Origin of the sequence: Nostoc sp. C057 (assembly GCF_013393925.1) — a bacterium.
Classification (GTDB): Bacteria; Cyanobacteriota; Cyanobacteriia; order Cyanobacteriales; family Nostocaceae; genus Nostoc; species Nostoc muscorum_A.
In genome coordinates this window covers 7162125-7177232 of record NZ_CP040281.1, presented here as the reverse complement: position 1 = coordinate 7177232, position 15108 = coordinate 7162125, and the positions used below count along the sequence as shown (strand labels likewise).

The 15108-nt window shown below is 40.9% G+C and carries 8 protein-coding genes; 7 read left to right on the top strand and 1 reads right to left on the bottom strand.

Annotated elements, in window-relative coordinates; all coding sequences use genetic code 11:
• Positions 1–288: 288 nt before the first annotated feature.
• Complete coding sequence (locus FD724_RS30370; protein ID WP_179075182.1) at positions 289–5019, bottom strand: GAF domain-containing protein; 4731 nt, start codon at positions 5017–5019, stop codon at positions 289–291.
• A 211-nt stretch (positions 5020–5230) separates the two neighbouring features.
• Here FD724_RS30370 and FD724_RS30365 point away from each other — a divergent pair, with 211 nt between their 5' ends.
• The 7 genes from FD724_RS30365 (at position 5231) to FD724_RS30335 (ending at position 14973) form a co-directional block, all read left to right on the top strand.
• Positions 5231–5554, top strand: coding sequence for a YnfA family protein (locus tag FD724_RS30365; RefSeq protein ID WP_114083153.1), 324 nt, complete (start codon positions 5231–5233; stop codon positions 5552–5554).
• A gap of 110 nt (positions 5555–5664) precedes the next feature.
• A protein-coding gene (locus FD724_RS30360; protein ID WP_256874324.1) for an IS630 family transposase occupies positions 5665–6719 on the top strand; the annotation gives its coding sequence in 2 pieces (ribosomal slippage) (positions 5665–6057 and positions 6060–6719; 1053 coding nt in all).
• A gap of 594 nt (positions 6720–7313) precedes the next feature.
• Positions 7314–8741 (top strand): ammonium transporter, encoded by a 1428-nt coding sequence (locus tag FD724_RS30355; protein ID WP_372726534.1) that lies wholly within the window; start codon positions 7314–7316, stop codon positions 8739–8741.
• Positions 8742–8941: 200 nt separating this feature from the next.
• A complete protein-coding gene (locus tag FD724_RS30350) occupies positions 8942–9808 on the top strand; it encodes an SGNH/GDSL hydrolase family protein (RefSeq protein WP_179075180.1) in 867 nt (288 codons plus the stop codon).
• Between the two features lie 131 nt (positions 9809–9939).
• A complete protein-coding gene (locus tag FD724_RS30345) occupies positions 9940–11148 on the top strand; it encodes a 4-hydroxy-3-methylbut-2-enyl diphosphate reductase (RefSeq protein ID WP_179075179.1) in 1209 nt (402 codons plus the stop codon).
• A 167-nt stretch (positions 11149–11315) separates the two neighbouring features.
• Positions 11316–12524, top strand: a complete 1209-nt coding sequence (gene cbiE / locus FD724_RS30340) for a precorrin-6y C5,15-methyltransferase (decarboxylating) subunit CbiE (RefSeq protein ID WP_179075178.1) — start codon at positions 11316–11318, stop codon at positions 12522–12524.
• 427 nt (positions 12525–12951) lie between these two features.
• Complete coding sequence (locus tag FD724_RS30335; protein WP_179075177.1) at positions 12952–14973, top strand: ATP-binding protein; 2022 nt, start codon at positions 12952–12954, stop codon at positions 14971–14973.
• Positions 14974–15108: the final 135 nt, after the last annotated feature.

Below are 15108 nucleotides of genomic sequence, written 5' to 3'. Positions count from 1 at the left end.
AAGTAATGACGGTATCCGCTACTATATCAGCTAAAGTTGCTGGAGATGTAGGAAGATTGTATGCTAGCTTTCTCTCTGTAAATGCTAAAGTTTTTTATACAATTTTTTATTGGTACGATTGTATCAAGGCTGTTTTTCTATATTAATTTGGAATTAATACCTCATTATTTTTGATAAGTAAGTTAGGTGTTATTTGTTACTTTATTTATAATTAAAAAGAATGTAGAATTAAAAATTAATTTAGTGTAGGACTTAAACTCACATATTTATCGGCTACTCGTACAGAATTCAGACTGAACTCTTTCTTGTTAAAAAGTCTTGCATAGAGTTGACAAATTCTTTTAACTCTAAAACTAAGTTAGTAGCATCTCTAAGCTCTTGCTCGTAAGCTAACTTTTCTAGTTTGTCAGCTGCTAGATACATAGCTGTGGCTCCAACATTGGCACTAGCACCTTTAAGGTGATGAGCTTCTCGCGCAATTTGCCCAAAGTCATCAGATGCGATCGCTGCACTCATTATCTCTAAACGGGGTTCAACATCTTTAAGGTATATTTGCAATAGATTTAATTCAAATTCTCCATCATTTTCCGATATCCGATGCAAGTGTTCCCAATCAATTGCTAGGTTAATTGTGTCGTTGTTTGTGGTGGAAACTGTCTGTTCTTCAACAACTGGCTCTTGTTTTGAGAGGATAACGCCTGTCCAATGCTCTAGAGTGGTAGCCAATTTTTCTTTAAACACTGGCTTACTCAGATAGTCATCCATTCCTGCATTGAGACACATTTGTTTATCTTCTTTCATCGCATTGGCCGTCATCGCAATCACCACAGGACGACGACGCAGAGCAAAAGCGTCTTCTTGCCAACGATGAATTTCTTTTGTGGTTTCTAAACCGTCAAGAATTGGCATTTGGCAATCCATTAGAATCAAATCATAAGGAATTTTTTCTAATAGCTGCAAAACTTCCTCTCCATTGGCAGCAACATCGGCTTTGTAGCCTAAACTCTGAAGTTGCTTCAGAGCGACTTTTTGATTCACCAAATTATCTTCAGCTAAGAGAATTCTTAACTGGAATTGAGTAGAGGGGTTAGGTGCAGAGGAAGTAAGAATGCTGGAAGTTTCTGTACTTGAGATTTTTGTGGTAGCCTCTAGCCTTCTTCCTTTAGCCCCTTCTTCTGGTTGAGGCTGAGTTTTTAGAATAGTCATAATGGTATCAAGGAGTCGAGACGGCTTAACGGGTTTGACTAAATAAGCAGCAAATCCTATTTTGAGCGCTCGTTGCAATTGGGTGCGTTGATTAATAGAGGTGAGTATAATCAAAGGTATCTTAGCAATTGCAGAATTGGCTTTAATTTGTTCTTCTAAAGTTATGCCAGAAGTTTGAGCCATTTGCATATCAACCAAGACGACATCATAAGAATTACCACGCTCACAAGCTTCCTGAATAGCTTCGAGGGCAGCAGCAATACTGTCAGCTTGATCTACCTGCATTCCCCAACCGGTAGCTTGATGATAGATAATTTTGCAATTAGTAGCATTACTATCTACCACTAACAAGCGGCGATTGTTCAAAAATCCGCTTTCGCTCTTGACCTTCGTGTAACGTGTTGCAGGCAAGAAGCTATCGGAGTTTGGCAAAACAGGTTCAAGTTGTTTGACAAAAGGCACCTCAAACCAAAACTTAGATCCTTTCCCCCTCTGACTTTCCACACCAATGACTCCTCCCATCAAAGTCACCAGTTGTTTGCAGATGGCTAATCCTAAACCGGTACCACCATACTTGCGAGTGGTAGAAGCATCCACTTGGGTAAATGGCGTAAAGATTTTGTGTTGGTGTTCAGGGCTAATGCCAAGACCTGTATCTGTAATGGCAAAATGGATAGTGGTTGTTGTGGAGGAAAGCGATGGCTTTGCCAAAGGCGATCGCAATTCTACTTGCACTACGACTTCACCAACGTTAGTGAACTTAATAGCGTTGCTAATTAGGTTCATCAGAATTTGCCGTAACCTACTAGCATCGCCTTTGAGGTGGGTAGGGACGTTGCTATAAAGTAGTGCAGCAATTTCTAACCCCTTACTATGGGCTGATGGAGCCAATAATTCCACCACCTCTTCAACACAAGTGGATAGGTTAAAATCTAGAGCTTCGAGAACCATTTCTCCGGCCTCAAGTTTGGAAAGATCCAAAATCTCATTGATTAAACTTAAAAGGGCATCTCCACTAATCCGAATTGTTTCAATAAAATCTCGTTGTTCTGGATTTAAGGGAGTATCTAAAACCAAACTGGTCATTCCCAAGACAGCATTCATGGGAGTGCGAATTTCATGACTCATATTTGCCAAAAAAGCACTTTTAGTCTGAGAAGCTAATTCCGCTTGGTGACGGGCAATTTCAAGTTCTTCTCGCTGACGAGTTTCTGCTTTTAAAAGTTGAGCTTGGGTTAAAGCAATGCCTACTTGGTCAGCTATTTGCCGCAAGAGATGAGTTTCAAAACTAGACCATTGGTGAGAATCATCACACTGATGGACTATGAGCAAACCGCGAAGTTCTTCTTTGACTAAAATAGGTACAACAAAGTTGACTTTGACCCCAAACTGTTGGATTAATCTGAGGTCACTTTGTTGGACTTCGAGTAAATCTAACTCAGCCAGTCCTAAAATCTCTCCTTGACGGTACTTTTGTAGATAGTACTGTTGCAGGTATTCTGCTCGTAAATAAGGGGCGGTGATATTTTGCTCTTTGATTTCTGGTAAGCCAGAAATTACTGCTTCAACAACGGAGGTTGCAGACTCATCTGGTAAAAGCTGATAGATTAAAACTCGGTCAGTTTGGAGAATCTTTTGCACTTCCTTGACAGTGATTTCGAGAATTTCTTCGATTTGCAAAGACTGGCGAATTTTGAGGGTGATTTCGGTAAAAAGTTGCGATCGCAAGTTTTGGCGTTGTAATTCCTCTTCAGCCCGCTTACGCTGAATAAATTGGCCCACTTGCTCACCAATAGAATTCATCGTGTTGACTAAATCTTGGTCATGAGGTTTGATTTCACGATTGAAGCAAGTAATCACGCCCAGAATTTTGTTACCAGTCCGAATTGGAAAACCGAAAGCTGAGTGTAGTCCTAATTGAGCCGCGATTTTAAAATAAGGAAAATTCAGATCCGTGACGACATCAGTAAGCCAAACAGCTTCAGAACTAGCCCAAACACGCCCAGGTAGTCCAATTCCTTCTATAAAAGTGGTTTGCCGCTTCAGTGCTTCAAATTCTTGCACTTCAAGGGATGCTTTATGCCAGATGGAAAGAAAACGCAGTACATTTGCTTGCCGATCGACCATCCAAATTTCACCTAAATCCCATCCTAAACTCTCGCAGATTCCTTGCAGGATTCGGGGGTTAGCCTCGTTGATTGTGGTAGACTCTGCCAAAACGCGGGTTACAGTATATTGTGCAGTTAAATGCTGTTGTACTCGTTTGCTATCAGTGATGTCAGTGCCAGTACCAACAATGTATTCCACCAATCCTTCATAGTCTTTTAAGAAGGTATTCGACCAAGCAATCAGTCGGCGACTGCCATCCTTCATTACCCAATGGTTCTCATGCTCCAGAAAGCCTCTACCAGTTAGCAATTCCTCAAAAACTGCTTTAACTGAATCCACTTCTTCAGGAAGTAGGAACAAGTTCCAGAAATACCTACCCCTCACCTCATCGAAGGAATAACCTGTTATTTGCTCACAAGCTTGATTGAAACGAACAATTTGCCCTTGAGAATCGAGAACTATTACTAATGCGCTGGCTGTATCAACAACTGCTGAGATAAAGTTGCGTTCTTGATTTAAGGTTTCTTCTGTCCTTTTGCGCTCTGTTACCTCATGATAAATGAAGTAGTAAACTACAGTCAGAACAATAAAACTTAGGCAAATAGCGATCGCAATTGTCACAGTTGTTTTGCGAGTCCAAGCTTTTGCTGTTTGTGAAAGTTGCTGATGCCGCTCCCTTTCCTCGTTCTCTATCTCATTGATCTCCTTGCGGATATCATCCATAAGATTTTGACTTTTATTTGTCAGTACTACCTGCAACGCCGCCTCTGCTCCCTTTTTTTGGCGTAAGTTGATAGTCTGGTTTAGTTCAATAAGTTTATCTGCAATTAGAATTTCAAGCGTTGCAATTTGTTTTTGTTGGTTTGGTTGCTCTGTGCTTAAATTCTTTAGTTTGGCAATTTCTTGCTCGACATTGGCAAGTGATTCTTGATAGGGTTTTAGATAAGTTTGCTTTCCAGTAATAATGTAACTACGTTGCCTAGTCTCCGCATCCTTTATTTGAGACAGTAGTTCTTCTAAACTGTTGAGTTTTTGAGAAGTATTTTTTAATATACTGCGATTAATAGTAGATACTGTTGTATTTTGATAGGAAACTACACCAATCAAAACTAAAATTACCGACGCGATACCAAAACCTGCTGCAATCTTTTTAAAAAATTGTTTGCTTACCTTCTGCGTCTGTTTGTTTTTCTTGGTAACAAGTACCAAACTTGCTAAATTTCGGCGCAATTCCAGTTGCTTGATGACTTGACGACCTAATATTCGTAATGCCTCTATCTGCTCTGGAGTAAGTTCTCGTGGTACATAATCAATTACACACAGGGTTCCTAGAGTATATCCTTCAGGGTTAGTCAGAGGTACACCAGCATAAAATCTAATATTTGGGTCAGATATAACCAGTGGGTTGGTAGCAAACCTTTTGTCATCTGTTGCATCAGGCACAACAAAAACGTCAGGCTGTAAAATAGCATGGCTACAGAATGCAAAATCTCGATGTGTTTTTAAGACATCTAAACCGACTTTTGACTTGAACCACTGGCGATTTGTATCAATTAAGCTAATTAAGGCAATAGGAGTCTGACAAATATACGAGGCTAAACGGGTGAGGTCATCAAAGGCAGCTTCAGATGGTGTGTCGAGAATTTTATACTCCAAAAGTGTCTCAATTCTCTGTATTTCGTTATTAGGTAATGGTGCTTTCATCCTTAAGCCTTATCTACATTCTGGGGGCTGGGGAAGAAGCAGGGAAATGAGGGAGATTAAAGGGGAGACAAGGAGATTGCCCACCATGCCTAATACCTAATATCCAATGCCAATGCCCAGGTCAATAAACTTACTTCAATTAATGACAATAGTTTAGTTAAAAGCGTTAGCGTAATTTCACTGAGTTCTAGCTGATGGATAAATTTGTCAAATGATTAAGTCTCTGCTGTATTTTTTGTGGGCTGGTTTATTTGAAATTGGAGGAGGCTACCTAATCTGGTTGTGGCTGCGCGAAGGTAAGCCGTTCTGGTGGGGCATATTGGGGGGAATTGCTTTAACTTTCTATGGGATTATTGCAACTCTTCAATCGGCAAATTTTGGCAGAGTGTATGCTGCTTACGGTGGTGTGTTTATCGCAATAGCAATGTTTTGGGGTTGGAAGGTAGACGGTGTAACTCCAGACCGCTACGACCTCATAGGAGCATGTTTAGCTTTAGTGAGTGTTCTCATTATCATGTTTGCACCCAGACCTTAAGTAGAACTTCTAGATTAATAAATTTTCTAATAAGTAGGTGGGTGGGAAAAAACCCAACTATATTAAGATAAATAAATACGGAAAATGTACTTACAGAGGTAACAAATGTTATGGGCGCTCGCTTAAGGGTATTCCTCACGCGTGAGCAAGACCAAACCCTGTTAAACCTGAGAACTGTGGATGTACCACAGAAAGTTAAAGATCGAGCAGAGGCAATCAGATTAAACGCGCATGGTTGGTACGTAGAAAAAATAGCTGCTCACTTTGACTGGAGTGTTCAAACAGTAAGAGAAGTCTTACATAAATGGCAGAAGTTAGGTATAGAAGGGCTTTGGGAATTACCAGGTCGAGGAGGAAAACCGAAGTGGAAGGAGGAGGACATAGTATTGTTGGAAAAATGCCTCAGAGAAGAACCACGTACATACAATAGTTTTCAACTCTCCCGGAAATTAGAAAGCGAGCGCCACATAAAATTGAGTCCCGACAGATTAAGACGGGTACTCAAAAAAAGGGGGTCTATTGGAAGCGAGCCAAGAAGAGCCACAAGAGAAAACAAGACCCCGTAGTCAGAGCGAAGAAACAAGCAGACCTAGATATGTTGGAATTATCCGCAGCTACCGGAGAAATAGACCTAAAGTATCTAGATGAATCAGGATTCTGTGTGTGGAGTGAACCAGGTTACACCTATTACTTTAGAGGTGAGCAAAAACGCTTAGAGCAAACCAAGCGTCGTGGTCGGAGATTAAGTATTATCGGGTTTCTTCAACCTTTAATCAGCTTTATTTACGGTCTAGTTATTGGTGGTGTTAGTCGTAAATCTTACATTCAAATGATGGAAATTGAAGCGACGGAAGCTCAAAAAACCGGGCGCACTAGGGTAATTGTGCAGGATAACGGACCGATACACCGATGTCTTGAAGTGCAAAAACTATGGTTAAAGTGGGAACAGATGGGTTTGTACATCTTCTTTTTGCCTGCATACTGCTCCGAGATGAATCCAATTGAATTGGAGTGGCAGCACCTGAAAAAAGATGAATTATGTGGGCAAATATTTGATGATGAGTTAGACCTTGCTTACGCGGTGATTGATGGCGTTAAAGCTAGGGGAGAAAAAGGCAACCACAGTACAAAACGTATTAAATTTGGCTCTAATGGCTCTGGTTAAACTTTCGTTACATAGTTGTAAATTTTCCCACCTACCTACTTACCCGCTTTTCAGAGACTGACAAAAAATAAATTATCCAAAATTATTTATACATTTGTTTGGATAGCACATCTGTGCTATCTAGAGATGGGATGTTTCTTTTGCTGGAATTCCCTAAACACATAATAAGCTGACAAAAAATCGCCAAGGTTTTTAATAACCAGCCGAAGATAAGCAACAATCTGTATATCTCCCGCGTAAATGCGTAGAGATAAAGAGAATTCATGATAAATTTGTACAAATTTTCTGAAAATTGATAATAATTATCAATTTTTACAAGTATCTTGTTTTGTAACAGTAAGTAACTAAAAATTTGGAGTTTTGTAGCGCTTGCATAAAATGCTATCCTGCACAAAAAGATGCAATCATTGCATCGTTACACTCTTGTTTCTATTTTGGCAACTACAATCAGGATTATATTTTTGTTAACATTTCCAGAAAATAAAAGTTAAGTAACTTTTAAGACAAAAATGTGTAGCCAAAAGTAATCAAATGTAGTTAAGGATACAAATCGTTGGTGCTTAGGAAGAAAAAGAAGTGTTGAAGAAAGTTGTGATGATTGGGGCTATCACCCTACTGTTTTTGGCAGGGCCGCTAATGGGTAATGCTTTTGCCCAAACACCAGTTGCTGCCCCGCCTGCTGCTGATACTGGAGACACGGCATTTATGCTGATTTCAGCAGCATTGGTGCTGCTAATGACACCAGGATTGGCGTTTTTCTATGGTGGATTTGTGCGATCGCGCAATATCCTAAACACATTGATGATGAGCTTTGTCTTGATGGCGATCGTGGGAGTTACCTGGATTCTCTGGGGTTATAGTCTTTCTTTCGCACCAGGGTTGCCTTTCATCGGTGGATTGCAATGGTTTGGGTTGAACGGTGTCGGTTTAGAGACTCAAGGCTACTTGCCGCACCTGCCTTATGAAGATGCGCTCAAAGCAGCAGACCCCAAATATGCTGATGTAGTCTCTTATGCCGGAACGATTCCCCACCAGGCATTCACGATTTATCAAGCCATGTTTGCCATTATCACCCCAGCTTTAATTTCTGGGGCGCTCGTTGAGCGGATGAGTTTCCGCGCCTATTCGCTGTTTGTACTGCTGTGGTCAACCTTTGTTTACGCCCCTCTAGCCCACATGGTATGGGCGAAAGGTGGATTCTTGGGTTTAGCTGGTGGATTAGGTGCCCTCGACTTTGCAGGTGGCACAGTGGTTCATATTAGTTCTGGGGTTTCTGCTCTAGTAGCAGCGATCGTCCTTGGCCCTCGGAAAACCCATCCCGATCGCCTTAGTCCGCCGCACAATGTTCCTTTCATTTTGCTGGGTGCTGGCTTGCTCTGGTTTGGTTGGTTCGGTTTCAACGCTGGGAGTGCCCTAAGTGTTGCTAGTGGAACTTCTGGTAACTTAACAACAAATTTAGCAACAACAGCCTTTGTTGCCACCAATACGGCGGCGGCGGCAGCAGCTTTAATGTGGCTAATTATGGAAGCAGTTTTACGAGGTAAACCGACAGCCGTAGGAGCGGCTACAGGAGCCGTTGCTGGTTTAGTAGGGATCACTCCCGCCGCCGGATTTGTGACACCGCTATCAGCGATTTTAATTGGTTTCATTACCGCCTTTGTTTGCTTCTATGCTGTGAGTTTCAAGCATAAGCTGCAAATTGATGATGCTTTAGATACCTATCCTGTGCATGGCGTTGGTGGTACAGTGGGGGCAATTTTAACGGCCATCTTTGCCACAACTCAAGTCAACGGCGGAGGTAAAGACGGAGTGCTACGTGGTAATTTTGGTGAATTGGGAATTGAACTAGTAGCAATTGCCATTGCTTACGCGATCGCAGGTGTTGGTACGTGGATTATTCTCAAGATTATCGATGCTACAGTCGGTCTGCGTGTCAAAGAAGAAGCAGAATTGCAAGGTTTGGATATCAACGAACACGGCGAAGAGGGTTACAACTCCGAATTTGGCGATCGTCCGACTTAGTTTAGTGGGAATAAGGAATAGGGAAGAGGACAAGGGGACAAGGAGAATTGGGGACAAGGGGAAAGACTTGTTTCAAATTCTCACCTCTTGTCCCCTTGTCTCCCTCTGCTCCCCATTCCCCACTCCCGAATTTAAGATTGTGTAATTTGCGATCGCTAGCGTTAAAATTTGATTCAAATAATTGGTAAATTTCGCTAGTCGTGTCTACTTCTGCAAAAACCTTTCCTATCTGGGCATTTTTCTCGCTGTTAACCAACGGCATCCTAATGTTGGCGGTCATTCTGCTAATTTGGCAACAGCAGAAATTGGCCGCTTTTTTTGGGATAGTTACATCCCCAGAACAAATTAACCTGAACAACTCAACCCAAATTGCTACACCTGATTTGGGTCGCCGTCATCAACTCACTTACCAAGAGTGGGTAGAAATTCTCAAGCAAGAAGCCAAGGTCGCTGCTGACCAACGTCCTCCGCATTTAACTATCCTGGCGGGTGATTCTCTGAGTTTATGGTTTCCCCCTGAGTTATTACCCGAAGGTAAAACTTGGCTCAATCAAGGGATTTCTGGCGAAACCAGTAATGGACTCTTAAACAGGTTGAAAATATTTGACCGCAGCAAACCAGAAGTCATTTTTGTGATGATTGGCATTAATGACCTAATTCGTGGAGTGAGCAACGAGGAAATTTTAGATAATCAGCGGCAAATTATCAATTACCTCCGAAAGAGGCATCCCAACGCGCAAATTGTTGTGCAATCGATTTTGCCACATGGGGCAGAGGAAGCAACCTGGAAAGGACGAGATAAACTTCTAGCTGTTGCCAATAGTCGCATTCAGGGGTTGAATCAGCAACTGCAAAGTATTTCTACCAAAAAAGGTGTCAAATATCTTGACTTATATCCCCTGTTTACCAATAAGGAAGGAAATCTCCGCCGGGAATTTACTACTGATGGCTTACATTTAAGTCCCGAAGGCTATATAGTTTGGCGTTCTGCATTGCAGATTTATGGCGAAATCGAATTAAAATCCCAGCAAGAAGAAGAGGGGAAAAGGTTAAAGGGTAAAGGGTAAAGGTATTAAATCCTTTTACCTCTTATCCTTTTCCCTTTCCCCCTCTCTGATAATATTTTTGAATACAACTGTGTATAAATCTCGTCTGGGCGCGAGAAAATAAAAAATAGTGGTTGAAGTAGACAAATCTAATGGATACAAAAGCTTTTAAGCGCAGCCTGCAACATTCAGAAAATTACAATCGCAAGGGCTTTGGTCATCAAGCAGAAGTTGCTACCCAGTTGCAATCTGAATATCAGAGTAACTTGATTCAAGAAATTCGCGATCGCAATTACATCCTGCAACGGGGTGATGTGACGATCAGACTAGCACAAGCCTTCGGTTTTTGCTGGGGTGTAGAACGGGCTGTGGCCATGGCCTACGAAACTCGTCAGCACTTTCCCACAGAACACATCTGGATTACTAACGAGATTATCCATAACCCTTCTGTAAATCAGCGAATGCAGGAGATGGAAGTAGAATTCATCCCCATTGAAGGAAAGAATAAAGACTTTTCTGTTGTTGGCACTGGTGATGTAGTGATACTACCCGCTTTTGGGGCTAGCGTTCAAGAAATGCAGATCCTTCACGATAAAGGCTGCAAAATTGTTGATACAACTTGTCCTTGGGTATCTAAAGTTTGGAATACAGTAGAAAAACACAAAAAAATCGATTATACATCAATAATTCACGGTAAATATAAGCACGAAGAAACAGTCGCTACTAGTTCCTTTGCTGGCAAGTATTTGATTGTTTTGAATTTGCAAGAAGCACAATATGTTGCTGACTATATTATCAATGGTGGCAACCGTGAAGAATTTCTGACAAAATTTGCTAAAGCTTGTTCAGCAGGATTTGACCCCGATCAAGATTTAGCAAGAGTTGGGATTGCTAACCAAACTACGATGCTTAAAGACGAAACTGAGCAAATTGGGAAGCTTTTTGAGCGGACTATGTTGCAGAAGTATGGCCCCATAGAGTTAAATCAGCATTTCCAAAGCTTCAATACTATTTGTGATGCCACCCAAGAACGCCAAGATGCAATGTTGGAATTGGTGGAACATAACTTGGATTTAATGGTAGTAATTGGTGGGTTTAATTCATCCAATACTACTCAATTGCAACAAATTGCTTTTGAGCGAGGAATACCTTCTTATCACATTGATACTGTTGATCGGATTAAATCAGGAGATTCTATAGAACATCGACAACTAAATGGACAGTTAATCAGTACAAAAAACTGGTTGCCAGATGGTGAAATTGTCGTGGGAATCACTTCTGGTGCTTCCACGCCAGATAAGGTTGTAGAAGATGTGATTGAGAAGATTTTTGCTGTGAAAGCAACAGCAGCGCTCGTTTAACAGTGATCAAGTAAGCAAGTTATTAGTAAGGAATTGAGTGCTGAAAAATAAAGACTGAAGTCCTTACTACTAACCCTCAAAAGTAGCTTAAGAAAGTAGTAGTGTTCACTATTTTTAAAATTTATGAGAAATTCAATAAATCGATAAAGGATTAATCATGAATTAGTATGGCAGAGAAATGGCTTTCTATCGTCGGCATTGGGGAAGATGGATTACAGGGGTTAAGCGCGATCGCTCGTTCTCTAGTCGATCAAGCTAAAGTAATCGTCGGAGGCGATCGCCATTTATCCATGCTCCCTACAGACGATGAGCGTGAGAAACTAGTCTGGACATCTCCCATTAGCACTTCTGTAGAAGAAATCATCCAGCGTCGGGGTCAATCAATCTGCGTACTCGCAAGCGGCGATCCGATGTGTTACGGCATTGGTATCACCTTGATGCAGCGAATTCCCATTTCTGAAATGTCGATTATCCCCGCATCTTCAGCTTTTAGCCTTGCTTGTGCCAGGATGGGATGGTCTTTAACTGAGGTAGAAACCTTGAGTTTGAATGGTCGTCCATCCTCCCTACTCCAGTCTTACATTTACCCAAAAGCGCGACTATTGATTTTGAGCGAAGGGAAGGACACACCCGCCATTGTTGCGAAAATTTTGACAAATCGCGGCTATGGTGGCAGCAAAATTACCGTCTTGGAGCGTATGGGCGGCAATCATGAAAGAATTGTAGAAGGTACGGCTGCATCTTGGAGTGAAACTGAAATTGCTGCGTTGAATGCGATCGCAGTTTATTGTATTGCTGATGCTGGGGTTATTCCTTTACCAAGATTACCAGGATTACCAGATAACGCCTACCACCACGATGGACAGTTAACAAAGCGTGAAGTTAGGGCAATTACCCTAGCAGCTTTAGCACCCACACCGGGAGCGTTGTTGTGGGATGTTGGCGCGGGTTGTGGCTCAATTTCTATTGAATGGATGAGGAGTAATGCTCGATGTCGGGCGATCGCGATCGAGCAAAATTCATCTAGACTACTCTATATTGCCGATAATGCCGCCACTCTTGGTACTCCAAATCTGCAAATCATTGAAGGGAAAGCGCCCCATGCCCTGAAAGACTTGCCAGCACCAGATGCCATTTTTATTGGTGGTGGAGTGACAGCAACGGGACTTTTTGATATTTGCTGGGAAGCACTGCGGCCAGGTGGGCGTTTGGTGGCAAATGTGGTGACGGTAGAGGGTGAGCAAACTTTATTTCAATGGCATAAACAAGTCGGTGGCGATTTAACTCGTGTTGCTATTCAACGGGCAGAACCTATTGGGAAATTTTTGGGCTGGCGGGCAATGGCACCTGTCACGCAATGGGTAGTTGTAAAATAATATGATTTGTGCGGAATCTGAAAATGTGCCAGCTAAATCTTTAACTGCTTACTTTGTTTTGTACCCTTCTTATTGCGGAGAAGATAGGCCAAGGGCAAAAGCAATAACATATCAACAGTAATTAACCGGACATCATAAGCTAAAAAACATCTAATTTGCATCATCGAATTAAATATAACTCTTGTGGGGTGGGCATCCTGCCCGCCCAGTATATGCAATTTAAATGTGGAACAGCTTATCAAAGATAAATCTGATTATTGTTTTCACACATGAGCAAATGCTTTTGTCAAGATTATTTTAGATGTGCTTAACCTACTTTATCTTTGATTTATAAATATTCCATTATCTTAAAGTTTTGAAAAGTAGATAGATATTCTAAGTTTTTTAGGGAACTATTAGATACGCAGAACAAATAATATATCCGTTTATGAACTTAAATTTACAGACATCAAGCAAAACAACTCAGTCAAACAATAACTGGCATGATTTTGATAATTCCTCGATGAATTTCAGCTATCAATCCGCAGTAAATGCACTTGGGCAAAAAGCACTGTCAGGACTAGAATTATCATATTTGTTCCAAGATACAGTTAGTTTAGTTGCTCAAATACTCAATGTTAAATACAGTAGAATCTGGCAAGTACTTTCAGATAGTAATGCTTTGCGTCAAGTAGCTAGTGTTGGGGAGAAACCTTTAGAAACAGACTCTGCTGATATTAATGTCACAACTAATCAGCAAGTACAAAAATTATTGGATAATACTCAGCTAGTTGTTAATTGTAACACACCCAATTGTCAGATCGATGATTTAACTATTCCTTCTCCGCCAGATAGCGTTACTGGTTTGAGTGTGCTAATTCCGGGTGAGAGTAAGCCTTTAGGTTTGCTAGAAGTCTATGCTACTGAGTCCAGAACTTTTTCTTCAGATGATGTTCATTTTTTACAATCTATAACCCATATTTTAGCAACAGCGATTGAACGCAAGCGTTCAGAAGCGTTAGTTTACACTCAAAGCCAAGTTTTAGAACAAGTTGCGTTTGGAGTCAACCTATATGAAATTTTTAACAATCTTTGTATCTTGCTAGAGCAACAATTACCTGGGGCATATTGCTCCATTTTAGTTGTAGATGAAGACAAGCGGCAGTTACGGGGAGGAGCAGCACCTACTCTCCCAGAAGAATTTGCTAAGGGTGTTGATGGTTTGATGATTGGTGAATGTTGTGGTTCTTGTGGTACTGCTGCTCATAGAGGAGATTCAGTATTTGCTACCGATATTGCTAATGATCCTTTATGGGCTGATTTCCGAGATTTCGCTTTGAGTTATAACATCAGAGCTTGTTGGTCATCACCTTTTACTTCGCAAACTGGTGAAGTTTTAGGGACATTTGCTATATCTCATAAATTTCCTTGTCATCCAACTCAGCATCATCTAGAAATTCTGAAAACTGCCACCCATATTGCCAGTATTGCTACAGAAACCTACAGAGCCGCAGCAGCGTTACAAAAGGCTAACAATGAGTTAGAACGAAAGGTTTTAGAACGAACATCGGAATTAAGAAAGGCTTTGCTAGACTTACAAAAAACACAAGCTCAACTGGTTCATAGTGAAAAAATGTCAAGTCTAGGACAAATGGTAGCAGGCATTGCCCATGAGATTAACAATCCAGTGAGTTTTATTGCTGGTAATCTCAGATATGCAAATCAGTATATCAATGATTTACTAGATTTAATTGCGGTTTTTCAAGAGCAGTATCCCCAAATAAATCCCACCATAGAAACCAAAATAAAATCTATCGAACTAGAGTATTTGTGTGACGATTTGCCTAAGTTAATGGCATCTATGAGTACAGGTAGTGAGCGAATTACAGATATTGTTCTGGGCTTACGCAACTTCTCACGACTAGATGAAGCAAAAATTAAATCTGTAGATATTCATGAAGGCATAGATAATACATTGATGATTCTAAATCATCAGTTGACGCTACCAAATAAATTACCTGATATTCAGATAGTTAAAGAATATGGTCAACTGCCTAAGATTAGTTGTTATGCCAACCAGTTGAATCAGGTTTTTATGAATATTATCAATAATGCAATTTATGCCTTAAAGGATAATATGCAATTTTGGCAGTCTGCAAATAAGATACCAACTATTCAAATAAAAACTTTAGTTGTAGACAACGAGAGGCTTTTAATTAGTATCAAAGATAATGGCCCTGGTATGAAGTCAGAGATTCAGGAACAGATTTTTAATCCCTTTTTCACTACTAAACCTGTTGGTCAAGGAACTGGTTTAGGGTTATCAATCAGTCATCAGATTATTGTCGAAAAGCACCAGGGAAAACTAAATTGTATCTCTGCATTAGGTAAGGGAACTGAATTTCAAATTGAAATTCCTATTCAGAATTTTCAGCAGTCAGGAATAACATCAACTGACTCTTTACCTTAAAGTTGGGTTGTATCTCTTGTATAACTACCGATGTTCTTTCGGTGTGCTGGAGTTATTGCAGCGATGATTGGGCAAATGGTGGTAGGAGAGAGATGGACATCGCCCTAACATAATTCCCCAGTGTTAAGCAGGGGA

Coding starts and splice junctions, on each gene's coding strand:
- FD724_RS30345 (WP_179075179.1), top strand. CDS start 9,940: ATGGATACAAAAGCTTTTAAGCGCAGCCTGCAACATTCAGAAAATTAC.
- FD724_RS30365 (WP_114083153.1), top strand. CDS start 5,231: ATGATTAAGTCTCTGCTGTATTTTTTGTGGGCTGGTTTATTTGAAATT.
- FD724_RS30355 (WP_372726534.1), top strand. CDS start 7,314: ATGATTGGGGCTATCACCCTACTGTTTTTGGCAGGGCCGCTAATGGGT.
- FD724_RS30335 (WP_179075177.1), top strand. CDS start 12,952: ATGAACTTAAATTTACAGACATCAAGCAAAACAACTCAGTCAAACAAT.
- cbiE (WP_179075178.1), top strand. CDS start 11,316: ATGGCAGAGAAATGGCTTTCTATCGTCGGCATTGGGGAAGATGGATTA.
- FD724_RS30370 (WP_179075182.1), bottom strand. CDS start 5,019: ATGAAAGCACCATTACCTAATAACGAAATACAGAGAATTGAGACACTT.